The sequence below is a fragment of the Neobacillus sp. SAB-20_R2A genome, assembly GCF_049568635.1.
GTDB classification, from domain to species: Bacteria; Bacillota; Bacilli; order Bacillales; family Cytobacillaceae; genus Neobacillus; species Neobacillus citreus.
Genome location: NZ_CP145895.1, coordinates 5,162,973 through 5,188,599, shown reverse-complemented (window position 1 = coordinate 5,188,599; position 25,627 = coordinate 5,162,973). Strand labels below are relative to the sequence as shown.

General features: G+C 35.4%; 16 protein-coding genes. 12 read left to right on the top strand and 4 right to left on the bottom strand.

Features of this window, described 5'->3' with window-relative positions:
- The first annotated feature begins 168 nt into the window (after positions 1-168).
- Complete coding sequence (locus V5M37_RS25575) at positions 169-3,108, top strand: N-acetylmuramoyl-L-alanine amidase (RefSeq protein WP_423799697.1); 2,940 nt, start codon at positions 169-171, stop codon at positions 3,106-3,108.
- Between the two features lie 109 nt (positions 3,109-3,217).
- Here the strand turns inward: V5M37_RS25575 and V5M37_RS25570 are convergent, their stop codons facing one another.
- The gene (locus tag V5M37_RS25570; RefSeq protein ID WP_423799696.1) at positions 3,218-6,547 is read right to left on the bottom strand and encodes an N-acetylglucosaminidase; all 3,330 of its coding nucleotides are present in this window, start codon (positions 6,545-6,547) and stop codon (positions 3,218-3,220) included.
- A 235-nt stretch (positions 6,548-6,782) separates the two neighbouring features.
- Here V5M37_RS25570 and V5M37_RS25565 point away from each other — a divergent pair, with 235 nt between their 5' ends.
- The 3 genes from V5M37_RS25565 (at position 6,783) to V5M37_RS25555 (ending at position 10,394) form a co-directional block, all read left to right on the top strand.
- Positions 6,783-7,796 carry an acyltransferase gene (locus tag V5M37_RS25565; RefSeq protein ID WP_423799695.1) on the top strand — a complete coding sequence of 338 codons (1,014 nt, stop codon included), beginning with the start codon at positions 6,783-6,785 and terminating at the stop codon, positions 7,794-7,796.
- A 297-nt stretch (positions 7,797-8,093) separates the two neighbouring features.
- Positions 8,094-9,122 (top strand): acyltransferase, encoded by a 1,029-nt coding sequence (locus tag V5M37_RS25560; RefSeq protein WP_423799694.1) that lies wholly within the window; start codon positions 8,094-8,096, stop codon positions 9,120-9,122.
- 381 nt (positions 9,123-9,503) lie between these two features.
- Entirely contained in the window at positions 9,504-10,394 is an 891-nt protein-coding gene (locus V5M37_RS25555; protein ID WP_423799693.1) for an S-layer protein, read from the top strand.
- A gap of 103 nt (positions 10,395-10,497) precedes the next feature.
- Here V5M37_RS25555 and V5M37_RS25550 read toward each other — a convergent pair whose 3' ends face one another.
- A complete protein-coding gene (locus V5M37_RS25550; protein WP_423799692.1) occupies positions 10,498-11,673 on the bottom strand; it encodes a glycosyltransferase family 4 protein in 1,176 nt (391 codons plus the stop codon).
- Positions 11,674-11,870: 197 nt separating this feature from the next.
- Between V5M37_RS25550 and V5M37_RS25545 the strand changes: the two genes are divergently transcribed.
- The 6 genes from V5M37_RS25545 to V5M37_RS25520 all read left to right on the top strand — a co-directional run bounded on the left by V5M37_RS25545 (position 11,871) and on the right by V5M37_RS25520 (position 19,629).
- A complete protein-coding gene (locus V5M37_RS25545; RefSeq protein ID WP_423799691.1) occupies positions 11,871-13,265 on the top strand; it encodes an O-antigen ligase family protein in 1,395 nt (464 codons plus the stop codon).
- Positions 13,266-13,541: 276 nt separating this feature from the next.
- Positions 13,542-14,708 (top strand): glycosyltransferase family 2 protein, encoded by a 1,167-nt coding sequence (locus tag V5M37_RS25540; protein WP_423799690.1) that lies wholly within the window; start codon positions 13,542-13,544, stop codon positions 14,706-14,708.
- A 7-nt stretch (positions 14,709-14,715) separates the two neighbouring features.
- Positions 14,716-16,191, top strand: coding sequence for a lipid II flippase MurJ (locus V5M37_RS25535; RefSeq protein ID WP_423799689.1), 1,476 nt, complete (start codon positions 14,716-14,718; stop codon positions 16,189-16,191).
- Between the two features lie 69 nt (positions 16,192-16,260).
- Complete coding sequence (locus tag V5M37_RS25530) at positions 16,261-16,998, top strand: WecB/TagA/CpsF family glycosyltransferase (RefSeq protein ID WP_423799688.1); 738 nt, start codon at positions 16,261-16,263, stop codon at positions 16,996-16,998.
- A 20-nt stretch (positions 16,999-17,018) separates the two neighbouring features.
- On the top strand, positions 17,019-18,116 hold the full coding sequence (locus V5M37_RS25525; protein WP_423799687.1) for a glycosyltransferase: 1,098 nt from the start codon (positions 17,019-17,021) through the stop codon (positions 18,114-18,116).
- Between the two features lie 451 nt (positions 18,117-18,567).
- On the top strand, positions 18,568-19,629 hold the full coding sequence (locus V5M37_RS25520; protein WP_423799686.1) for a glycosyltransferase family 4 protein: 1,062 nt from the start codon (positions 18,568-18,570) through the stop codon (positions 19,627-19,629).
- Positions 19,630-19,725: 96 nt separating this feature from the next.
- On the opposite strand, the gene V5M37_RS25515 is transcribed toward V5M37_RS25520, so the two are convergent.
- Positions 19,726-20,781, bottom strand: coding sequence for an LCP family protein (locus tag V5M37_RS25515; RefSeq protein WP_423799685.1), 1,056 nt, complete (start codon positions 20,779-20,781; stop codon positions 19,726-19,728).
- 219 nt (positions 20,782-21,000) lie between these two features.
- Here V5M37_RS25515 and V5M37_RS25510 point away from each other — a divergent pair, with 219 nt between their 5' ends.
- Positions 21,001-22,059 (top strand): glycosyltransferase family 4 protein, encoded by a 1,059-nt coding sequence (locus V5M37_RS25510; RefSeq protein WP_423799684.1) that lies wholly within the window; start codon positions 21,001-21,003, stop codon positions 22,057-22,059.
- A 452-nt stretch (positions 22,060-22,511) separates the two neighbouring features.
- The gene (gene glmS / locus V5M37_RS25505; protein ID WP_423799683.1) at positions 22,512-24,314 is read left to right on the top strand and encodes a glutamine--fructose-6-phosphate transaminase (isomerizing); all 1,803 of its coding nucleotides are present in this window, start codon (positions 22,512-22,514) and stop codon (positions 24,312-24,314) included.
- A 311-nt stretch (positions 24,315-24,625) separates the two neighbouring features.
- Here the strand turns inward: glmS and V5M37_RS25500 are convergent, their stop codons facing one another.
- The gene (locus tag V5M37_RS25500) at positions 24,626-25,612 is read right to left on the bottom strand and encodes a hypothetical protein (RefSeq protein WP_423799682.1); all 987 of its coding nucleotides are present in this window, start codon (positions 25,610-25,612) and stop codon (positions 24,626-24,628) included.
- Between the last annotated feature and the right edge of the window lie 15 nt (positions 25,613-25,627).

The following is a 25,627-nucleotide window of genomic DNA, read 5'->3' as shown; positions in this document are numbered from 1 at the left end:
TTTTATTATGTCATAAGTTTAAATTATTAATTGCACAATATTATTTGTCTAGTAAGGAATAGGATGAAAATTCTGTAGGTTTATGCATATTTTTGTAAATTTTAAGAGACTTTTTTCTTAAAATTTACAAAAAAATCTATATAATAGTAGTTAAGGGGGGAATAGGAATTGAATTTTGGCAAAAAAATGGCACTATTTGGTCCTTTTTGTCTGTTATTGTTAATTTTATGTACCGCTGGGAATGTTTTTGGACAGGAACTAAATAAAACTGACAATCTGACAAAAATAATAGAAACAACTGCAGAAGCTCCAATCTTAAACAAGGACCAAAAATTAATGGGAAAGCTTATCCCAGGCGTTCAAATTAGTGTTGACACAATTCAAGATGGGAAAGTTTACTTTCAGTGGAACGGAGAATTAGTGTTCATTGAAGAACAAAATGCTAAAGTTGTTGAATCTGAAAATGTAACTTTTACGTCTATTGCACCGATGCTAGAAGAAAGCCAGGGAAAAATTTTGACCCATGCTGAAACCAATGTCTTCTCCGATGCAGAATTTTCCACCTCATTTCTAAAGTTAGAACCTAATTTGGAATATGGGGCTGTCAAAGCGGAAGAAGATTATTACATGATAACTGTGGGGAATCGTGCTGGCTTTGTTAAAGCTGAGGAAGTGGAATACATAAATGAGGAAAATGGACTAGCCAGCAGTTCAGAGGCTAATTCAGTAAGCACGGAAGAACCCGATAGCATTTATAAAAATTCAGCAAGCACAGCTGAACCAGATGGGTTAGGTGAAAATGATCTATCTCAAAACACTCTAACTTCATCGAATAATCCGATACCTGTCAATGTTCCTGCATTTTCTTCTACTGACCGTTATTTTGAAGTGACTGTTGAAACAGTGCCAATTTATGATAATAGTACCGGAGTACTGGTTGAGGTAGGGCGTCTGAATAAGGGACAGGTATTCCAAAGAGTATCCGATTATGGAGACTGGCATCAAATAAAGTTTGGCAATGGATTCGGTTATGTTTGGAAGGCAAGTACGGTTCCTGCAAGCGGCACTTCTATTAAAAATCTGAACAATGGGCTGTCCAATACGAACCTTTACTTTATACCGCAAACGCAGTTAACTGTTTATGATAACAGTTCGGGCAGTTTAATTCCTTTCGCCTCTTTAAAAGCAAACATCCAGTATCCTATTTTGAGTGACTATGGAGACTGGTATCAAATTGATGTTGCAGGAAGAATCGGTTACGTTTATAAACCGGCCACAACTAGACCCTTTATGTCGTCCGACCGCTATTTTCAGGTAATGGAGGACAAGGTAGGAATCTATGATAATAGTACCGGCGCATTAGTGCGTGTCGGAGAATTGAAGAAAGGGCAAGTATATCCAAGGGTGTCTGATTATGGAGACTGGCACCAGATTAAGTTTGGTAATGAATTCGGTTATGTGTGGGAAGCAAGTACAGTTCCTGCAAGCAGTTCATTCATCCCAAACCCGAACACCGGCCTAACGAATTCAACTCTATACTTTTTGCCAAAGCAGCAACTTACAGTTTATGACAATAGTACAGGCAGCTTGGTTCCATTTGCATCATTAAATGCAAATATTCAGTATCCTGTTTTAAGTGACTATGGAGACTGGTATCAAATTGATGTCGCAGGAAGAATCGGTTACGTTTATAAACCGGCCACAACTAGACCCTTTATGCCGTCCGACCTCTATTTTCAGGTAATGGAGGACAAGGTAGGAATCTATGATAATAGTACCGGTGTATTATTGCGTGTCGGAGAATTGAGTAAAGGGCAAGTATATCCAAGGGTGTCCGATTATGGGGACTGGCACCAGATTAAGTTTGGAAATGGGTTTGGTTATGTGTGGGAAGCAAGTACAACTCCAGCAAATAATCCTTTAATCCAAAACCTGAATCCAGGCTTAAAAAACTCAGCTCTATACTTTTTGCCAAAACAGCAACTTACAGTTTATGACAATAGTACGGGCAGCTTGGTTCCATTTGCATCATTAAATGCAAATATTCAGTACCCTGTTTTGAGTGATTATGGAGACTGGTATCAAATTGATGTTGGAGGAAGAATCGGTTACGTTTATAAGCCGGCCACCACAAGACCGTTCTTTTCTTCCGATCAGTTTTTTCAAGTTGTAGAAAACTATGTAGGAATCTATGATAATAGCACCGGTACCTTAGTGCGTGTTGGAGAATTAACGAAAGGGCAAGTATATCCAAGGGTATCCGATTATGGAGACTGGCACCAGATTAAGTTTGGCAACCGGTTCGGTTATATTTGGAAAGGTAGTACTATTCCTGCTGCTGGCAATATGATTAATAACTTAAATACAGGTTCTTCTAATTCGAAAAATAGCTTCTTTTCAATGGAAAAACTCACTGTTTATGACAATAGTACCGGCAGTTTAGTTCCATTTGCGACAATAAATGAAAACGTGCAGTATCCAATTATAAGTGATTACGGCGATTGGTACCAAATTGATGTTTCCGGCAGAATTGGCTATGTATACAAAGAAGCGGCTCGGTCCCCTTCCGGCCCTTTGGAGGGAAAAGTAATCGTGATTGATGCTGGGCATGGTGGAAGTGACCCTGGGGCAAGCGGGGTATATAATTTGGAAAAGAATTTAACTCTAAGTACCAGCTTGGAGTTGGGAGCAATTCTTGAGGAAGCTGGAGCAAAGGTAATTTATACAAGGGATAGTGATGTATATCCAACACTTCAGCAACGAGTGGATATCAGTAAAGCCGTTAAACCCGATGTTTTTATAAGTATTCATTTTAATTCGTATACTAATAAAAGTACCAATGGCATTGAAACGTATTATTATGATGCAGTTAGGGATCAGCGGTTGGCTAATGAAATTCATCTCGGTATTTTAAACCAGGTAGGTTTGGCGGATAGGGGTGTTAGGTTTGGTGATCTCTTTGTCCTGCGTGAAAATTCACAACCTTCGGTTTTACTGGAATTAGGGTTTATATCCAATCCGCAGGAGGAAGCTTTAATTGCCACAACTGCCTATCAAAAGAGAGCTGCACAAGGAATATTAAATGGATTAATAAAATATTTCGAATAAAACCGCTAATCCTTAGCGGTTTTTTCTTATACTTAAAGGTCAAAAATAAAAAGAAAACCTCCACGGAAGATAGTAAATATAAAATTACCATCTTCGTGAAGGTTTTATATTATTTGAATACAGGAATATCAAAAACCGCAAGATAATAATCTAATTGTTGATAGATTTTTTCAATGTTTAATGTTTGTTTTACAGCCCATCCTATGTCAGTTGCATATTGATGAGTTGCGGAGCTAACCTCAGGGTATAGGCTTTGTATTGTCCCGTTTCTATCTTGGTATATAAAATCAGGATTCCATCTCATTTTATAAATTGTATTTTGGCCCCTGCCGATGTAGTCACTCTTTACAAATTCAGCCCCGTAGATAATAGCTGATTCAGGAGTGAACCACCCATTATTATAAGCAGTTTGTGCACCGCATTGGAGAGGACATGAATCAATTGCCCCAATACCGTACATGTTATACACATAATATTGAGGAACTTCTTTAGATGGGTCTACAATTGTAACAATCCCGTTGTTTACTTTGATTGGAACACCGATTGATAGATCAGAGAAGCCTTGACCTGTCTCTAATAATGCATGTGATACAAGGTATACTTCATTCACACCGTATTTAACCGAAGCATCTATAAAGGCTTGTCCCTTTCCAGATAAAATACCTTTACCAGAAAGGATTTGATTTAATTTTTCTGTAGGAACATCTGCAAGTACGTCTAATCTGAGATGCTGGAATTTACTATTCAATGCAGGGTTTAAGTACGGAAGAGTGTCAACACTCTTTGCATTTCGCCAAGGCGTGTATGAAATTCGATACCATCCATTTATCTCTTCTAAGATTGTTACTTTTGTATCGTATTTCAAAGACCCATAAATAAATGTTTCAGGGGTGCTATTCGGGAACTCTCGTACATTTAATTTGTCAGCAGTAATATAATAACCAGAGCTGTGGTTTTCATCATTCAAATAAGCAACATATTGCTTGCTAATGTAAGCTGGATTATTTCTATACAAATCTGTTTGTGGAACAGCTGACATTTGAGTTGAAAGGAATTGGTCTAAACTATAATTATAATATCGATAGTTATCGACAATAGTAGGGCCAAATTGCAGATAATTTGTATCCTTGTATACATATCCTATTCGTCCAGAAACATCGATTTGCAACCAGTCTCCCAAATCGCCAATAATTGGGTATATTACGTTTGTCTGCAATACTGCATAAGGAACAAGAGATCCACTCGTATTATCGTAGACTGGAATGTTTTTCATGACTTTAAAAGTTCGAGGAGAATTTGTTAATCCTTTGTTCTCATTCTTTAAAGCGGCATTCTCTACTACCTCTGTGGCTCCTTTCCAAGTATACCCATAACCATTGCCAAATTTAATTTGGTGCCAATCTCCATAATCAGATACCCGGGGATATACTTGGCCTTTCTTTAACTCGCCGACACGTACCAAGGAACCGGAACTATTATCAAAAATTCCGACATTATCTTCCATTACCCTGAAGTATCGGTCGGAAAGTGTGAAGGCTCTGGTAGTAGCGGGTTTATAAACGAAGCCTAATCTGCCAGAAACATCAATTTGATACCAATCCCCATAATCATTGATAATAGGGTACTTGATGTTAGTAGTTAATGATGCAAAAGGCACTAAACTTCCTGAGCTATTGTCATAGACTGTAAGCTGTTCCTTTGGTATAAGGTAAGTGTTAGTCTTTGTGAGACCAGTGTTCAGGTTTTTTATAGAAGACCCGCTTGCAGGGACTGTACTTGGTTTCCAAACATAGCCAAACCCACTGCCAAAATTGATTTGATGCCAGTCCCCATAATCGGATACCCTCGGATATACTTGCCCTTTTGTCAATTCCCCAACACGCACTAATGTACCAGTGCTGTTATCATAAATCCCTACCTTATCTTCCATAACCTGAAAATAGCGGTCTGAAGAAATAAAGTTTAATAGAGTAGCTGGCTTATAAACATACCCAATCCTTCCGGCTATATCAATTTGATACCAATCTCCAAAATCGCTTAAAATAGGGTATTGAATTTTTGCTTGTAATGAGGCAAAAGGAACTAGAGTTCCTGAACTATTATCATAGACTGTAAGCTGGTCCTTTGAAGTAAAGGAGCGATTCAAATTTTGAACACCAGTGTTCAAATTTTGAATAGCCGCGCTGCTTGCAGGAACAGTACTTGGTTTCCAAACATACCCGAATCCATTACCAAACTTAATTTGGTGCCAATCACCATAATCGGATACCCTTGGATATACTTGACCTTTCTTTAACTCGCCAACACGCACTAGGGAACCGGAGCTGTTATCATAAATGCCCACCTTATCTTCCGTAACCTGAAAATAGCGGTCTGAAGAAATAAAAGGCAAAACTGTAGCAGGCTTATAAACATAGCCAATCCTGCCAGCTATGTCAATTTGATACCAATCTCCAAGATCGCTGATAATAGGATATTGAATGTTCGCTTTTAATGAGGCAAAAGGAACTAAGGTCCCTGAACTATTATCATAGACTGTAAGTTGTTCTTTTGAGATAAAGTAGCGATTCGAATTTGTAAGGCCTGTATTTTGGTTTTTAATTGAAGTGTTATCCGCAGGAACAGTGCTAGCTTCCCAAACATACCCAAATCCATTACCAAATTTTATCTGGTGCCAATCACCATAGTCCGATACCCTTGGGTATACCTGCCCTTTATTTAGTCGCCCAACCTCTACTAAAGCCCCGGTACTATTATCATAGATTGGTACTGTCGTATCCATTACTTTAAAGTATCGATCTGTAGTAGAAAATGATGCTGCCGGAATGACGGTCTGTTGAACATTGCTGTCAGATGCAGTGCCTGTTAACGGTTCTGCCAAAGATAAATTATTTTCCCTTTGACTGCTTTCATCGTTAATGGGTACGAATTGGACGTCATCTGCCTTAATAAAACCAACTCGGTATCCTACAGAAATCGTATAGTATCCTTCATTTACTTTCATTACCGAATATTCAGCTTCAGATGGCAACTTCAGAAGTGGAGATAGAAAATCAACCTCCGAATAAACTTGAGTTTCATTATTAGTTACGATTTTCCCCTGAGTTACAACTTCTGAAGGATTAATAGGTGAAAAGGTTAAATTTTCAGGTTCAACGATTTTTGCCTTGTCTTGTAAAATATAGGCTAAAGCACCATCCCACTGAAAATATATTTTTCCATCCTGAATTGTTTCGATACTGAATTGAATGGCAGGATTAAATTCTCCAATTACTTTTTGGTCCGTGTTAAAAATCTCCGCATTATTTATAGTTTCAACATATTTTACCTGTTTGTCAGTTTGATTTACTTCTTCACCATAGGCTAAATTGGGAAGATATAAAACCGACAAAAACAGACAAAAAAGACCAAAAAATATGGAATTTTTATTAAACCCCAATATTGCATCCCTCCTCTTAAATTCTATTATATATTTTTCTACAAATTTTTTAAGAGGAAAATTAAACAAAATCAAAAAAAGTTATTAATAGGTTCAGAGGAAGAAGTTATTCAAAAGTAAAAGGTTAACAAAAAGAATTGTTTTTCTAAAAATATATTTGGTTGCTTATGTTCAGAAAGCGAATTATTATATTAATTAAATTGATTTAGGTGAAAAACTAAGGAGAGTAAAATATATGGGTATAACTCAGAGGAAAATTGGCCTGGATCTTGTAAGGGTATTTGCAACTCTGTTTGTTTTATCAGTGCACTTTTTTGCCAATACTTATTTTTATTCAACTCCTGTCGACGGGAAAAATATGTATTTACAAGTGTTTTTAAGAATGTTCTTTCTAATATGTGTTCCCTTGTTTATGATATTAACGGGATATTTACAATTAAACAAAGATCCAAATAAGGATTATTACAAGAAAATTTATCCTATTTTGATTGTTTATTTAATTTACTCTTTGTTAGCAATATTGACTAATGTATTCATATTTAAAGAAGAAAAAAGCATTTCTGAATGGATTGGTGCTGTTCTAAACTTTAAAGCGGATGGTTATGCATGGTATGTAAATATGTATATCGGATTATTCTTGATAGCGCCTTTTTTGAATATATTATATAATAACATTCAAACAAAAAAACAAAAGCAATTATTAATATTGGTTTTTTTAATTATAACAGCTTTACCAAGTTTTTTTAACGGAAAGGCAAGAGGGGCACTATATTTCCCGGATTTCTGGATCCAACTTTATCCCATCACTTATTACTTTATAGGAAATTATATTAGGGAATATCAATTAAAAATTAGTAAAATGGTAGGTGTTTTTTGCTTAGTTTTAATTACCTTAATTGAGTGCTGGATAGAGATTCATTATGTCTCTGATGTGTTTTTAGGCATGGCAGGATCGTATTCCTCACTTATTGTTGTCATGCATGCAACAATTTTCTTTTTGCTTTTTTATGATGTAAACTTTAATGGCGGTGGTTTATTTCTAAAATTACTTTCCATTATTTCTGTCCTTTCATTAGACATATATTTAGCCTCATATATCACAGATAGAATCGTTTATAAATATTTTTTGGAACACCATTTTCAATCCCAGCAACAATTTTTATATTGGTTCTTCCCGGCAGTTGGGACAACATTCATATTTGCCTTGACATTATCGTACATTCGTTATAAATTCATCAAGGTGAGATGAACCAAGGGTTTCTAAAAGTTAGGTAACTGGCTTTTGGAAGCCCCTTTCTGTTTTGTTTGTCTGTTGCTTTCCACTCCATTCAAATTAGGAAAAATTAATATAATCTTTAACATATTACGTCTTTGGAAATATAGTTATTCACTTTTTAGCTAGAAACGAGGTCTATTAAAGCCTATTTTGATTTAAGAACAAAGTAAGTTATAATGTTTGTTGTATTCAAAATACACCATTTTTGGTGTATTTTTTTATGGGGTTTTTCAAGGTAATCATGCTTCATTTTTTTTAGGAGGGGAAAACATGAGGAATCAAATATATTATTTCGATTGGCTACGTGTATTTGCAACAATTGCTGTTGTAACCATTCATGTAACAGCTAATTATGTTTCAACGATACAATCAGGTCAAGAATTCACATGGGTTTTAGGGAATTTTTTTGAGACAATTTCACGATGGTCTGTACCTGGTTTTGTAATGATTAGTGGAGCTTTGTTATTAAAAGATGAAAAAGAAATACCATATTGGGATTTTTTAAAAAGACGTTTAAGCAAGGTTGCAATTCCATTTGTAGGTTGGAGTGTAATATTTTATATTTACGGAGTATACAAATGGTACTTTCCCAACTCTATTAAAGAAGGTATTAAATTATTCCTTAATAACGGTATCGCCGGCCATTTTTGGTTCTTTTATATGATTATCGGGTTATATTTAATTACTCCTCTATTAAAAGTATTCATCAAAAACGCTGAAAAACGTCACTTACAATACTTTTTAATCCTTTGGTTGTATGCTTCTTTTTTTACAAAGATGTCAAATTTTTTGTGGGGTATGCAATTTTCTTTAGAATTATTTTTTGTAACAGATTATATAGGATACTTCGTTTTAGGCTACTATCTTAATCAATATGATATTAGTAAGCGATGGAGGAAAATTTCATATATTGGATTATTTGTGGGTTTTATTTTAACATTTTTTCTAACTTATTTTTACACAATAAATGCTGGTGGGAAGCTAAATCAGTTTTGGTACGAATACTTCTCACCCAATGTATTACTATGTGCAGTTGGTTTGTTTGTTTTCTTTCGTTATAATTTTAATGATCGGAAATTACCATTACTCCTATCTGGAATTAACCAGGCAAGTTTAGGTGTATATATATTTCATTATTGGTTATTAAATAATTATTTATGGAAGGTATTCCCCTATGTGGAACAATTCCATTCCATAATAATAGAAATACCATTAAAAATTTTAATTACTCTTATTTTTAGTACTATTATTACATTAGTGCTGAAACGAATCCCATTAGTCAATAAACTTGTACCTTAGTAAGCAAATAAACTAAGAAGGGCTATGTGCCCTTCTAAGTATCTATTTACATGCTAATAATTATGTGTTTTTAAGAAATCCTTCAGCCCTTTAGCATCCTTTGACCATATGCCAAATCCCCGACCAAATAGATAATGTACCCTTGGCTGATATCACCATTTATTTGTTGAGATAAGGTAAGATAAACCCGGGGATTCATAAAAGTCAGGCAACTGACTCTTGGAAGCCCCAACCTTTTTTCGTTGGCTGTTAAATTAACTGTTGATTTCGACTTCATCCAAATTAATAAAAAGAAATTAATCATTTCCAAAATTACGTCTTTCTGGATTTCAAATTAGAAGATAAAATGGATTTATATACCACAAGTCTGGGGAGATAATTATGAAAAAGTGGTTTTCCATTTTTATTTTCGGCCTGATTTTTTTGTTTACACAGCCTGTAAATGCTCAATACTATGAAGTTCAAAAAGTCTTGAAGGTGTATAAAGAACCAAGTTTTAATTCCCAATCTGTGGAAAGTGTACAACCAGGTGAAGTTTGGATCGAATATACCTCCTCATCGGGTTGGATGAGGTTATCAAATGAGAGATGGATTGCTCCTGAGGGTGCAAAAGTTACTATTGATAGGACTTTTGAAGCCTACGATACCCCATCATTAGAGAGTCAAAAATTGACCTTCGCTCCCCAAATTGTAATTGCCCATGATGGGGCAATTAATGGTCTCCTGCTGATAGATACTTGGGCGGGGGCTAAATGGACAGGCGTTAATGGTATGCCTCACAAAATGAGTGAAACCTTTGCGGCTTTCGATTATCCAGGCTCTACAACACCGGTTGCCTGGTTTGCTCCACAAACTGTATATATCTTGAAAACAACTGACACTGCCTGGTCACAAATAAATACCTATTTGGGTCCGAAATGGATTATACGCTTTCCTCATTATCAAACAATAAATAGAACTTTTTGTGCCTATTCCAGCCCACGGTATTCTAATGTTGCTAATATATTTGCTCCGCAATCAGTCAGGGTATTGAAGGAGATTGAAAATGGATGGATACAAATTTCAACTTATGCAGGAAATATGTGGGTAGCACCCAAAGGGTCTTCTATGTATATTGATAGGACATTTGCAGCATATGATAGCCCGTTAGGACGTTATATAACCAGCTTTGCGCCGCAGACTGTTTTTGTAAAGGAAGAATCAACATCTCCTTTTGGTTGGTTAAAAATTCAAACCTATTTGGGAGATCAGTGGATACAACTTCCCAAATAAAGACTAAAGGCTGCCTAAAAATCACCCCGCAAAAGGGCCCTTAGGTCAGCCTTGTTTTTCTAATATTCTTAAAATTTTCTAAGTTAGTTGAAAATTTCCTCTGTTATTTAAACGTCTTTATTGCTTCTTCATAAATTTGCTCGAACTTACTAGCCGCAGCAAGGTGAGAATACTCCTGCTCTACCTTTATTCTTGCATTTCTAGCTAAAAGCTTTCCAAATTCGGGATTATCTAAGATTCTTATTATAGAATCCGAAAGGGCGTCAACGTCTTTATCCGGCACCAGAAGGCCGTCTGTTTCATGATCAAATATTTCTTTTAGTCCACCTACTGCCCCTGCAACTACCGGAGAACTGGATCCCATTGCTTCTAAGGCAGAAATAGAGGTAGCCTCTTCTACTCCGTATGAATGAACACTCGGAACTAGGACAATATCGGATAAGGCATAAAGGCTTTTCATCTTTTCATGAGGAACTGAGCCTAATAACTTAACATTGTTCTCAAGTCCATTTTTTGAAATTTCCTCCTTGATCTTTCCTAACTGTTCACCTGTTCCAGCATATACCAAAAGGGTATTTGGATGTTTTTTCAGAACTTTAGGTAATGCTAAAGTTGGATAAACGACCCCGTTTTTTTCTGTAAGCCTTCTTGGAACAAACAATATGTTCAAATTATCAGGGATATTGAATTCCTCTTTTACAGAAGTTGTATCGGCTTTTTCAGGTTGAAATGAGCTTACATCAATAAAGTTTTTAATCGTGATTGCATCGACATTCGCCTTTTCTTTTATATATTCACGAATCCGTTTATCAACCGCGACAACTTTTGTGGCATTTTGATATGACTTTTTTTCAATTTCTTGGACTCTGAAATCTTCTTTACTATGTTCAATTAACGCCCCACGGCTTATCGCCTCAAAAGAATAATATCCGTGGACTGTTGCAACAGTGGGTAAACCGGAATCGATGGATGCAAGTGCAGCAAAAACATCTTGAGAATTTATAACGTCATAGTTCCCTTTGCGGCTAGCTAAATATGTAGAAAGCAATTTTTTCTTTTGTGAGTCATTCAATAATTGTCCTTTTCCTTTACTTACTCTGTTTAAAAGATAGCCGGGTGCCTGGGAGTAGACTTTTCTAAAAAGAGGGTTCATGTCAGAAAAGGATAATACGTCCACTTGGTGCCCCTTTGCTTCTAATCCACTTTTTAATGTTGAGACATGAGTTGAGAGCCCACCCTCGTGGGGGTATTCGAAGATTGTCGTAATTAAAATTTTCATAATAGATTTACCTCTCTTTTGTGAATTTAAAAATCAATTGCAAAAAAATATCTTAGCATATTATTTACAAATTGATGTAATTAATTAGTTGTTGTTGTTTACAATTTATCATAAAAAAATTATAATGATAAATTGTATTATAGAATTGTTTCCTTTTATTTTTAACCCCCCTTTTAAAAAAATCTCGGAGGAGTATTATGTCAAAGTTTGCAAAACAAGTCATGGAAAAATATGAGATTTTCCTTGTGATTTTTTTAGGATTACAACCCTTGATCGATGTGCTTACCACTTATAGTTTATCATTAAACATTAACGTTACTTTTGGAATTTTAATACGATTTCTTATTCTTTTTATTAGTATTGTATATATTTTCCTTAAATCTTTACAGTTAGACCAAAAAAAATATATATATTATTTTTTAATTCTATTTTGTGTGTTGGCTGTAGGAGTCGTTAATAACTTTAATAATAAACCCATTTTTTCCGTTGGAGATGAAGGGAAGTTTATTGTTAAAGTAGTTTATTTATTGGTTATGTTATGTGCATATTTGCTTTCTTTTAAGTCTTTATCATCTAAACTAACAGTGGAAAATAAGTTGATGAGATATCTGCTGTTATCTTCTTTAATTATTAATATTGTTTTTGTCATCTCTATTGCTACGGGAACAAGTTTAACTAGTTATGATTTCTCGAAAATTGGTTATTCAGGTTGGTTCTTTGCTGGTAATGAAATTGGCGCAATTTTGGCTATAAGTTTCCCTGTGATTTTACTTTATTCAATCCGTAGTACCGTTGCTCTTAAAGATATTTATAAGTGGATTCCTTCAATCCTTATGATTTTTTCGATGCTCGCGGTTGGAACAAAGGTAGGATATGGCGCATGTTTAATTAGCCTCCTAGTCTCATTGGTGATGAGTTTTTATGAATTGTTCCAATCCAGACGAACACCGGCATTAAAGACTCATAAACTGAGGAGCCTAATTTTAAGTGCCATAACAATAATGCTAATTCTCATTACGCCCTTTACTCCGATTTATAAAAATACATTTACTCACTTAAATTTATTAGGGATTGATTTGACAGCTAAAGATAATCCTAATATTAAGAATAAGGAAAGTGAAAAGAAAACAAATAATCATCATAAAACTGAAAAGCAGGAAACCATAAATAAGAAACAAATTGAAAACTTAGTGCTCAGTAGTAGAGACGTATTTTTGGATAAACAGAAAAATGACTATCAAAAAGCTCCGATATCCCAAAAACTGTTTGGGTTGGGGTATGCAGGTAATTATACAGATGTGCCGAAGATGATTGAGATGGATTTTTATGATATATTTTTCTCTTTTGGAATCGTTGGATCATTAGTCTTAATATTCCCTTTGATTTATTTAGGATTTAAGCTGATTTTTTATGCTTCGTCTAACCTAAAAAAGGTTTTTAATTTGAAATATGCTTTATATGTAGTCAGCTTATTGTTAGCTTTTGGCATTGCGTTTTCTGCAGGACACGTATTGACTGCCCCTGCAGTAAGTATATACATTTCAGCAATTTTCGCTTTTCTTCTAGTTGATCTTCAGATAAAAGGTGCTTAGTTGAATTTTTCGAAAAAAAGGGAGAAGAGTTGTTTCTTCTCCCATTAATTTTATTGATTTTTTCTTTGTAACACTTAACTGTTGATTGGAGTTCAAATTGATAGCCAAGTCTAATAGACATCCATGGAAAAAGTTTAAACAAAAGAAAATTATAAAGTCGTTATATACATTTTTTTATGGCTGAGTTTCAAAAAATAAACGAATACAAAACGTATTATAAAAAATAATACATGAAGAATAATGGTTGCTTTAAAATGTTATAAAGGATGCGAAAGAATGGATAAGATCTCGATATTAATGCCAACGTATAATGATGCAGCATATATAGAAAAAAGTATTCAATCAATTCAAAGGCAGTCTTATCAAAATTGGGAACTAATTGTGGTAAATGATGGGTCCACAGATGAAACTGAGAAAATTATTCAGTCTATAAATGATGATCGAATAAAATACTATGCTCAAGAAAACAGCGGCCAATTAAATGCAGTTTTACATGCTTCAAAATATATTGAAGGAAATATTGTCCTGTTATTTCATTCGGATGATGAGCTAGCCAATAATGAAGTGTTTTCATTAATAATAAATACCTTTAATACTTCACCGGATATTGATGGCTTATATGCTGACTATTTAACAATTGATGAAAACAGTAGAATTAGCGGAACCATGAAAAGACCAGATGAAATTGATAAAAAAGAATTAATAAGAAAAGTATTCTTTCATAAAGGGGATAATCTTATTGGAGATACCTTTATTGTGAAAAAGGATATTTTTGTACAATACATTCTGCAAAATTACATATACGATAACACTATATATTATGTGGATTATAAGAATTTTAACGTTCTTAATTTAAAGAAAATTAGCCCTTGGTACAAATATAGGGTCTTTGGAGAAAATTATATACACAGTGATGTTGGGAAATTTGAAGTAGCCAATGGCTGTTTTCGAACAGTATACAAATTGCTTTTTAACCATTTCAAAACGGGACCAATGCTAGCTCTATCAAATTTAACGTTATTCAAAATCTTCCGCAAACTTAAGTTGTATAATTTTTCAAAGGTCTCTAAGGGAGACTCTGTAGACATTCAGCTTGCAATAAAACTATTTGAGCTATGGAAGAAGGAGTTAGTGGTAAAGGGATATCCTAAAATATCCATGATGCAAATAAGTAAAATTCTGCATTCTTTAAGCAGTATGCACAAGACATCTAATCCTCTTTACCTAAAAAGGGAGGAAACAGATTCTATTTCCTATCTTTTTTATGGGAAAGATGCAAGGAGATTTTACAACGAATATAAATCTGATTCAATTAATAGTGTTTACAAAAAAATACTGGAATCAAATTATGACCATATTGTAGTGGATTGTAAGGAAAGTAAAGAAATCGTCCAGAAAATATTACTTTTTTATTCATTTTTTTATGAAATAAAGGTGGAGTGATCACCAAATGTTCAGTTCATTAATGAAACGGAGCAATTTTAAACAAGCTGTTGTAGTTATTTTTCTTTTTGATATATTTGTTAGAGTCATTCAGTTTTTAAGGGAGCTAGCTTTTTCCACTTTTTATGGTTTCTCAAAGGTAACCGACGCTTTTAATTTCACTGTTAATATTTTGGGAACTCCTCTAAATTTAATTGCAGATGCGCTGCTGGTAGGAATAATTCCCTCGCTAAATAAAAAAGAAAGCATGCAGGAAAAGACAAATTATGTCTTTTCACTAATGATTGCTTTTACAAGCATCATAACGGTTTTATTTATTGGATACTTTTCTTTTTTTAGCTATTTTATGAAGTTATTAGCTCCCGGTTTTGAATCTGATACATTAACACTTACCTTTAAATTCTCTATTCTATATAGCGGAATAGGTTTACTGCTGGTGCTTAACCGTATTATTGATAATTTTTTTAGATCAGAAAAAATATTTGGGTTGGCAAACTTCACGAATTTAGTCTCTTCTGTTATAAGCATTTTGATACTTTTTTTGCTCTACAAACAAACTTCACTAGCGATTACAATTGGAATGCTGGTTGGAACAATTCTTTCGTTTGCCATACTTTTTTCTAGATTACCGTTAAAAAAAATGACGTGTTTTGACAGAGATGCAGTGGTATTGATTAAAAATTCTTTGCCATTGCTAATAAGCGGAGGGTTAGGGGTAATTAATACATTTGTAGACAAATCCTTTGCGACTCTTTTTGCCTCAGGTACATTAACGATATTGTCTTATTCAAACATGATTGTGCTTTTAATAAGTTCAGTCATTACTAATGCTATTAGCAGCGCTTCCTATTCGTTTGTTGCATCGGAAATCGCAAATAATGAATTTAAAAAAGTACAGGCGCGCGTCAGCCAGATAAATTTCTTCTTTCTGTTTATCTATAGTCTCATTTGTCTTCTTTATATTATTTTGGGAGAGTTTTTCCTTAAGCTTTTATTTCATAGGGGGAATATATCACTGACAGATATAGATATGCTATATCGACTAACTTTAATCTTTATCCCAATGACCATTTTCAGTTCAACGGGGAGCATTGTACTACAGGTCTTTTATTCATTTAATAATTTAAAGGTGACCACAATCATAAATTCCATGTGTGTGTTATTAAATATTCTTCTTAATTTCCTATTTATAAAAAAGTTTGGGGTATATACACTGGCAGGCTCAACTTTAATTTCATCTATTGCGGCAACACTTATTAACTCATATTTTCTTTATAAAAAGTATCAAATATGGGCTTTGGATTTTAGGATGATTTTATTCGCTTCATTTATAACTGTATTTACTATATCTTGTTTGATATTAGATGATTTGTGGCTTCAATTGATTATTTTATTAGGTTTAATGCTTGTATTTGTCATTATATTTAATAAAGAATCAAAAGAAATTAAGACTCTTTTTAAAGGTTATGTATTACGAAAATAAATGTAAAGATTAATTGAATTTTCCTAAGAAAATTTAGGAAGAGCGAAAAAAGAGAGGTTCAGTAGTATCATGCGAAATAGTAAAATTAATATTTTAAATATTGATTTTGAAAACATTACAAAAAATGAATTACTACTTCGACTGAGGGATTATATTTCCGAAAGAAAAAAAACTTTCGTAGTAACAGCAAACCCTGAAATCGTAATGTATGCCAATCAAGACAACAAGTACCAATCAATCATTAATAGTGCGGATTTTGTAATTGCTGATGGCATTGGTGTTGTAATCGGTTCTAAAGTATTGGGGTCACCGCTGCCTGAAAGAATTGCCGGCTTTGATCTTATGGTGGAACTACTTAAGCTTGGAAACGAAAACGGATGGTCTGCTTATTTTCTAGGATCTAAGAAGGATGTAATTGAAAAGGCTGTTCAAAATATTCATCACAGTTTTCCTAGCTTACAAATTGCGGGGTGGCACGATGGTTATTTTAACTGGGAAGCCTCTACAATTCCTGAGGAAATAAGAGAAAAAAAACCTGATCTTATATTTGTTGCATTAGGTCTTCCAAGGCAAGAAAAGTGGATTTATGAAAACATTGGAGGATTTGAGAACGGGCTCTTTATGGGTGTTGGGGGAAGCTTTGATGTGCTTTCCGGAACGGTTAAAAGAGCGCCAATAGTTTGGCAAAAGTTGAACCTTGAGTGGCTGTATCGATTACTAAAGCAGCCTAGTCGTTGGAAGAGAATGCTCGCTTTACCTCTTTTCATGGTGAAAATTTTTAGAGAAAAACTTCGCACAAAGAAATAAGGGGATAATCAATGAAGGTATTGCACTTAAATGCAGGCAATGAAACTGGTGGGGGAATGGTCCATATCCTTTCCTTGTTAAAGGAGTTAAATAAAGAGGAGTTTGTTTTGGGTCTTTTGGAAAAGGGTGTTTTTGAAGAAAAGGCAAAGGCTGCTGGAATTCAAACGATAACATTTGAACAATCCTCTAGATATGATCTATCAGTACTATTTAAAATAATTTCTTTTATAAAAAATGAAAAAGTTGATATTTTACATACCCATGGAGCTAGGGCAAACCTTTATGGTTATTTCTTGAAAAAGTTTACCTCTGTGACGTGGATGACTACTGTTCACAGTGATCCTCGGAATGATTTCCTTGGAAGAGGTATTAAGGGAAAGGTATTTACAAAATTAAATCTTGCTGTGCTAAAAAAACCTGATCATTTTTTTGCAATCTCCAAACGTTTTACAGATATGATGGTGGAATTTGGTATTAGCTCAGATAAAATTACGACTATCTTTAATGGAATTGATTTTTCCGTTCCCATAATAAAAGAAGTTTCCAGGAAAGAAATGAAACTTTCCAAAGAGGATTTCGTCATATTAATGGTAGCACGTTTAGACCCAGTGAAACGGCATCAACTTGCACTTAAGGCTGTCAAAGAGGCCATCAAATTTCATCCAGAAATTAAATTACTCTTGGTCGGGGATGGTCCTATGCGAAATGAGATTTTGCATCTTATAAAAGAATGGTGCCTTGAAAAACATGTGACAGTTCTTGGCCATAGAGAGGATGTAAACGCACTTTGTGCCCTTGCCGATATTACATTGCTGACCTCAAAAACTGAAAGTTTTCCATTAGTTTTATTAGAATCTGGGAGGGAAAACACCCCCGTCATTACGACCGATGTTGGTGGAGTTAGAGATATGATTCCAGATTTTTCATATGGATTTATCGTTTCTAAAAATGAAAAGGCTGAAATTGTATCTTTTATAGATAAAGCAATTGAAATGCGAAAAACAGGTGGTTTGGCTATAATGGGGGCAAAGTTTAGAAGTTATATTTCCAAGCATTATTCGATTGAATCTTTTGTAGATAGTATTTTCAGCGTATACAAAAGGTATCAAAGGAAGTAAATATTTGTTATGAAAACATTGAACAAAAGAAATATATCGAACAATATACCCCTAGTTAAGTAGGGGATTCATTTAATGGTACTCCTATCTAAATATAAAACTATCCAATTATTTATACCAAATTGTAACAAATTAACATGATTTTCGTCAGATTTCGTGGTATATTAGTATGTAAAGTGTAACTACAGTTTTTGTTAGGGAATTTATTAGTTTTTAGTAAAAGTAGTAAATTTAAACTTATTGTAACGTATTTGGAAAGTCAGTGAATCTGAAAATCTATTTAAATTATATAGTAACTGTGTTATAATCCACATGGTACAGTAGAATACGTTTCTATGAAAATCATTGTTTAATAGATAACAATCTTTATAAGTAACCTAACGGTTGCTCCATTAGACTGTTTGTCTTTATGGATATATGAATGGGTTTAATAGTTATGAGGAGGATCATGATGGTCTACATCACCTTGTTTTTATGCTTTATTTGCTCGATATTACTAACTCCTTTGGTAAAAAAATTAGCTTTCAAAATAGGGGCAACTGATAAGCCGAATCAGCGAAAAGTTCACCAAAAAATAATGCCACGTCTTGGCGGATTAGCTATTTACCTAAGTTTTATTGTAGGTATGCTTATTATGCGTCCCGACGCACCTTATGCAATACCGATTGTTTTAGGAAGTATTATCATCGTTATTACAGGTATAGCTGATGACGTAATGGAATTATCAGCTAAAATTAAATTTTTAGCCCAAATAGTTGCAGCTGCAATTGTTGTTATATGGGGTGGAGTCCATTTGGAATTTATTAATCTTCCATTCGGTGGGCAAATTGATTTTGGATATTTAAGTATTCCATTGACGATTTTCTGGATTGTAGGTATTACTAATGCCATCAACCTTATTGATGGGTTAGATGGTTTAGCTGCCGGTGTATCCTCTATTGCCTTAATCACCATTTCCGGAATGGCTATTATTATGGGTGACGGTTATGTAACAACGGTTGCATCATTAGTTTTGGCTAGTACACTTGGATTTTTAATCTATAATTTTCACCCGGCGAAGATCTTTATGGGTGATACGGGTGCGCTATTTTTGGGCTTTATGATTTCCGTATTATCATTACTTGGTTTTAAAAACGTTACATTAATTTCCTTTATCGTTCCTGTTATTATTCTCGGTGTTCCGATATCTGATACATTCTTTGCCATTATTCGCCGAATTGTAAATAAGAAGCCTTTATCTGCACCTGATAAATCGCATTTACATCACTGTCTGCTTCGTTTAGGATTTACACATAGACAAACGGTGTTAATCATTTATGCAATGGCAGCTTTCTTCGGATTAATGGCGATTATTTTCTCGCAAGCAAAGCTTTTAGGAGGATTCTTCCTCATTTTAGTCTTATTAATTGTAATTGAGTTGATTGCAGAAGCAGTCGGTCTTGTCGGCAAAAATTATCGACCATTAATGAAAATGATGCGAGTTCTCCTTATAACAACAGTACGTAATAGATAAAACTAAAGAGCCAGCCCTTTTGGGCTGGCTCTTTAGTTTGACTAGTTTGTTTGGTTGACAAAAAGAAACCTCATCACAAAATGTGATGAGATTTCTTTAATTATTAGTAGAAGGATTATTGTTTTGATCTGTATTAACAATTTTTCCGTTTGTGCTAGCTTGTACCGTATTTGATTCCAAACCTAGTTGGGTTTTTAAAACTGTTTTAGCTTCTTCTAAAGATGTTTCATCAAGCTTGTAGTAATAAATCCCTTTGATATATGCATCGCTGCCCTTAAGGTTTAAGGTCTCAATGTTAAGACCACCGCCAGTGAGCCCATAATCCATTAATGATTTCATATCATCGAATGACATATTGGTAGTCATATTTTTTCCAACAGCTTCAATTAGCTCGCCATGCTTTGTAATCGATGATGCAGATAAAGCTTTGCTAAAAATTGCTTTAAGAATTTGCTGCTGTCTTTGACCCCTCATGAAGTCAGTATCTTTATGACGAGTTCTTGCCAATGCAAGTGCTTGTTCTCCGTTTAATGTTTGTAGGCCTTGCTTTAAACGTATGGCATTTGGCCGATCATGCGAGTCTTGCTCTGAAAGGGCATAAGGTACCTCAACTTCAATTCCATCGAGAGCATTGACAGTGTCGATAAATGCATAGAAATTTACTTTTACATAATAGTCAATCGGTATATCAAGAAGTTCCTGAACGGTTTCAATTGAAAGTGCCGGTCCACCGAAAGCGTGAGCGTGGTTAATTTTATCATACTTATTCTTTTTAGGAATATAAACGTACGAATCACGCGGTATACTCAACAGTTTCACTGTTTTTTCCTTTTTGTTTAGGGTTGCAACCATAAGTGCATCTGAACGAACAGCATCACCATATTGCTTGGCACGTTCTTTGCTTTCATCTACACCGATAAGGAGTATTGAGACATTATCCATTTTTGGGTCTACTTTTACTTCCCTTTTTGATACGGCTTTTACAGGTTTATAAGATTTGTGAACCACTGATTCTGCTTTCTTTAGCAGAAATGTTGCATACCCTGCACTACTTAAGGCTACTACTAATATCGGAAGTAAAATCAACATGAATATTCGTTTTCGTTGTTTTTTCTTTTTTTCTCCACGGTTTGAACGTGTAAATTGCGGCATATCATTTCTCCTTTAACAAAAATAAACAAGAACAACAATATTATAAACCAGTTTTCATTTTACACTTTTTTACTCTCTGCGTAAATTGAATTTTTTTGTCGATATTTAAATGAAATAATTTGAAAGGGAATTTAATTTTAAGGAATTCTTATTTTTACCATCTGTAATTTGTTTTGATTTAGCCAAAATGGACAAACTTACATCAAGGAGGATTTATCCATGCTTTATCTTACCTTGATTATCTGTTTTGTTGTCTCGGTGCTTTTAACACCGATTATAAAAAAAATTGCCTTACTCATCGGAGCAACGGATCAGCCAAATCAAAGAAAGGTTCACCAGTCCATCATGCCCCGGCTAGGGGGGTTAGCAATATTCATCAGTTTTATAGTAGGGATAGTTCTGTTACGACCGGAAAACCAAGCATCTATTGCAATATTAATTGGCTCTTTTATCATTATCGTTACCGGTTTGCTTGATGACATGATTGAATTGTCTGCTCGATATAAGTTAATTGGGCAAATTGCCGCAGCCTGTTCAGTCATTTTCTTAGGAGATTTGAAAGTGGTGTTTATCAATCTTCCTTTTGGTGGTGTACTCGAGTTTGGATTTTTAAGTATCCCATTAACCCTTCTTTGGATTGTTGGAATTACTAACGCAATAAATTTGATTGATGGACTTGACGGTTTGGCTGCAGGGGTTTCTTCTATTGCTTTAATTACTATTTCGGGGATGGCAATTTTACAGGGGAATATATATGTTGTGACAGTCGGATTGATTGTTCTTACTAGCACGCTGGGATTTTTAATTTACAACTTCCATCCCGCTAGTATTTTCATGGGGGATACAGGAGCACTGTTCCTAGGATTCATTATTTCAGTCTTGTCTCTTCTTGGTTTTAAAAATGTCACCTTCATATCATTTGTTATCCCGGTTATTATCTTAGGCGTTCCGATTTCAGACACCTTTTTTGCCATTCTTAGAAGAATCATCCATAAGAAACCACTGGGTGCACCAGACAAACAACATTTGCACCATTGCATGCTACGCATGGGATATTCTCACCGGCAAACAGTGTTACTAATTTACGCAATGTCCGCCTTCTTTGGATTGGTGGCAGTCATTTATTCGCAGGCCCGGATTGGCGGTGCATTGTTCTTAATTGCTTTAATTGTACTGTTTATTGAGATCATTGCAGAAAAAATCGGCCTAGTGGGCAGAAACTACCGGCCCATCTTGAATATTTTACAAACACTACGTACTACTACCGCTAAAAAGTAAAAAGGTTCTTTAGAAAGTGAGTGTTGACAAACGAATAGGATTTTTCAAAACCTGTGTAGAATCGATTCTTTACAGGTTTTTTATTGACGACCCAACGTCGTTAATGTAGTATTTAATGTGCTTTGTACTATTCAAAACAATAAACTTTATAAGGAGGGTAGCATCAGGAAAGGAGAGTTTTTAAAGCGCCAGAACTAACCAAAAGTATGTTGGTTAGTAGACGAGGTGGAGGATTATCGAAATGTTCGGCGGATACCTCCCGGTTGAAACGCACAACCGTCAATTTCTTCCTTAAAACACAGAGGCAACTCGGTGCACAAAGGGGAGAAAATGCACATACTAAAATAATGTTGAAAAAGGTATAGACAGATACCTATAAAAAAACAGAGATAAGGGGGCAGGTACGCCTCCAAAGCTTCTTGCCCCCTATATCAGGGAGGAAAAGAATAAATATGTGCGGAATTGTTGGATATATTGGAAATTTAGATTCGAAAGAAATTTTACTAAAAGGTTTAGAAAAGCTTGAATATAGAGGCTATGATTCAGCAGGTATAGCTGTTAAAAACGAAAACGGGATTCAAATTTTTAAGGAAAAAGGACGCATCGCCGACCTTCGCAGCATTGTCGATGAAAATGTATTGGCACACGTTGGAATTGGCCATACACGTTGGGCAACACACGGGGTTCCAAGCAGAGGAAATTCCCATCCGCATCAAAGCGCATCCGGCCGCTTTACGCTTGTTCACAACGGTGTCATCGAAAACTATGATCTGCTAAAGCGTGAATATTTAGCAGATGTTTCTTTCAAAAGTGAAACCGATACAGAAGTCATTGTGCAGCTTGTCGAGAAGTTTGCAAACGAAGGCCTAAGCGTATTAGAGGCCTTCCGCAAAACATTGACACTTTTGCATGGCTCATATGCACTAGCGCTTTTGGACGCAAAAGACAACAACACCATATATGTAGCAAAAAATAAAAGCCCGCTGCTGGTCGGCCTAGGGGACGGCTTCAATGTGGTCGCAAGCGATGCGATGGCAATGCTTCAAGTAACCGATCAGTTTGTTGAATTAATGGATAAAGAAATCGTCATCGTAACAAAAAATGCTGTAACTATTCAAAACTTAGATGGAGAAGTCATCAGCCGTACGCCATACACAGCCGAGCTTGATGCCAGCGATATTGAAAAGGGGACATATCCTCACTATATGTTGAAGGAAATTGATGAGCAGCCTGCTGTTATACGTAAAATCATTCAACATTATCAAGATGAGCAAGGCAAGCTTGTGATTGACCGCGACATCATTGATGCTGTAAACGCTGCGGACCGCGTCTATATCATTGCTGCAGGGACTTCTTATCACGCAGGACTTGTTGGTAAGCAGTTCATTGAAAAAATGGCAATGATTCCGGTTGAAGTCCATATCTCCAGCGAATTTGGCTACAATATGCCGCTTTTATCTGAAAAGCCATTGTTTGTGTTCATTTCACAAAGCGGTGAGACTGCCGACAGCCGTGCCGTGCTCGTTCAGGTAAAAGAAATGGGCTATCCAGCGTTGACGATTACAAACGTGCCTGGATCGACATTATCACGTGAAGCGGATTATACTTTATTGCTGCATGCCGGTCCGGAAATCGCTGTAGCTTCGACTAAGGCTTATACAGCACAGTTGGCAGTTCTTGCAATTTTAGCCGAAGTGACAGCCAAGAGCCGCAGTTTAGAAGTTGGCTTTGATCTGATTCATGAGCTTGGCTTAGTTGCTAATGCGATGGATGTTCTATGTGACTCTAAGGAAATACTTGAAGTCATTGCCCGTGAATTCTTCTCAGTCACACGGAATGCTTTTTTTATCGGCCGCGGCATTGACTTTTATGTTGGCTTAGAAGGCGCCTTGAAGCTTAAGGAAATTTCTTATATTCAAGCAGAGGGCTTTGCTGGCGGCGAGTTAAAGCATGGAACGATTGCCTTAATTGAAGAAGGTACTCCGGTTATTGCTCTTGCCACACAAGAAAGCGTAAATTTAAGCATTCGCGGCAATGTGAAGGAAGTAGTTGCCCGCGGCGCCAACCCATGCATAATCTCAATGAACGGACTTAACATGGACGAAGACAGCTTCGTCATTCCAGAAGTGCACGAATTATTAACACCACTTATCTCTGTCATACCATTACAAATCCTTGCCTACTACGCAGCCCTGCACCGTGACTGCGACGTCGACAAACCACGCAACCTCGCTAAATCGGTAACGGTGGAGTAGGTTTAATAAGATATAAAATAAGTTTTGTTCAGGTACATTAAAGAATATAGTTACTCGCTTTTAAAATTGGGAATCCCTACTCCTTTTGGATAGGGATTCTTTCTTTGCTGAATTTACTTTTGTTTACTTAAAACTAATGTTTTCCTCAAATCCATCATGCACAATCAAAACGGCTAACGCTGAAACTTTTTTTCTTTAAGGGTGTCGATGTGTACAAAATCAAGACGGTCATAAGATTCGATAACAAAATTAAAAGAATGTCTATTTGGATAAAATAAAAGCGGCATTGTTAGCCGCTTTTTTAACGATTATTATCGAATTAAATTCGTATCGTTTTTGGTAAGAAGGATAAAATTGTGATTTTCGACGGTGACTTCTGAATCTTTTGGCAAGGTAAAATGTTTATCTTGGCTCATATCGTAATAAACGTTATCTTTGATATAAAGAGTATTTTCATCTTTAGTGATCAGGATATGGTCACCTGAAACAGGAGTCGGAAGTTCATCAATCAGTTGTTTTTCGCCATCTTGATAAGAACAAATGCTTGTAACGTATCCATCTTGGTCTAGCTTCCCGTAATAAATTGTATCTTCGTAAACGGAAAGGATCGTAGCATTGGATTCAATGTTCTTTACGGAAGAATTTCGGTTCAACCATATGTTGTGAGACTTGTCTTCATAGAACAATTCGTTTTTTGTTGATAACAATGTAGGTTTTTCAATGTAACTATTGCGTAATGGAACATTTGTCATTTTTCCGTTTGTATTAAAGTGATACAATTTGGTAATGGTGTCATTACCAATTAGTGTATACACGTCGTTAGTAAACGGACTGTAGCTGATTGATTTAAACGTAGAAGTTGGCGTAACACCTGTGAATGTTGTGATAATCCGCTCTTTTTGTGTCCCTACTTGGAAAGTCTTTAGGACCAAATGGTCTTTTGGGGATTTTGATCCAATAAAGAGACTGTCGCTCCGGATCCATTTGATATAGTTTATTCCGTCTTCTTCATTTGCAGAATACAGCTCGGTATTATGTTCTAAATCAATGATATGAAGCTGATTGTTATTGCTTACATATGCCACATATCTTTGATTTTCAGAAATCGAAACTAATTTGACTTTTTCTTCTGCTAAAAGTTTCTTGTTCAAAATAGGCGTTTCTACTTTTTTCTTTGTGCTTGTTTCGGACGCAGATGCAGTAACGGACTGCTGCGCTTTCAATGCATTGTCATAGTGCCAAAAGACACCTGTTTCCAATGCGGAGATGAACACTAAAGCAAGCAAAAATATTCTCACAGTCTGTCATTCCTC

Coding starts and splice junctions, on each gene's coding strand:
- V5M37_RS25565 (WP_423799695.1), top strand. CDS start 6,783: ATGGGTATAACTCAGAGGAAAATTGGCCTGGATCTTGTAAGGGTATTT.
- V5M37_RS25560 (WP_423799694.1), top strand. CDS start 8,094: ATGAGGAATCAAATATATTATTTCGATTGGCTACGTGTATTTGCAACA.
- V5M37_RS25555 (WP_423799693.1), top strand. CDS start 9,504: ATGAAAAAGTGGTTTTCCATTTTTATTTTCGGCCTGATTTTTTTGTTT.
- V5M37_RS25550 (WP_423799692.1), bottom strand. CDS start 11,673: ATGAAAATTTTAATTACGACAATCTTCGAATACCCCCACGAGGGTGGG.
- V5M37_RS25545 (WP_423799691.1), top strand. CDS start 11,871: ATGTCAAAGTTTGCAAAACAAGTCATGGAAAAATATGAGATTTTCCTT.
- V5M37_RS25540 (WP_423799690.1), top strand. CDS start 13,542: ATGGATAAGATCTCGATATTAATGCCAACGTATAATGATGCAGCATAT.
- V5M37_RS25535 (WP_423799689.1), top strand. CDS start 14,716: ATGTTCAGTTCATTAATGAAACGGAGCAATTTTAAACAAGCTGTTGTA.
- V5M37_RS25530 (WP_423799688.1), top strand. CDS start 16,261: ATGCGAAATAGTAAAATTAATATTTTAAATATTGATTTTGAAAACATT.
- V5M37_RS25520 (WP_423799686.1), top strand. CDS start 18,568: ATGGTCTACATCACCTTGTTTTTATGCTTTATTTGCTCGATATTACTA.
- V5M37_RS25515 (WP_423799685.1), bottom strand. CDS start 20,781: ATGCCGCAATTTACACGTTCAAACCGTGGAGAAAAAAAGAAAAAACAA.
- V5M37_RS25510 (WP_423799684.1), top strand. CDS start 21,001: ATGCTTTATCTTACCTTGATTATCTGTTTTGTTGTCTCGGTGCTTTTA.
- glmS (WP_423799683.1), top strand. CDS start 22,512: ATGTGCGGAATTGTTGGATATATTGGAAATTTAGATTCGAAAGAAATT.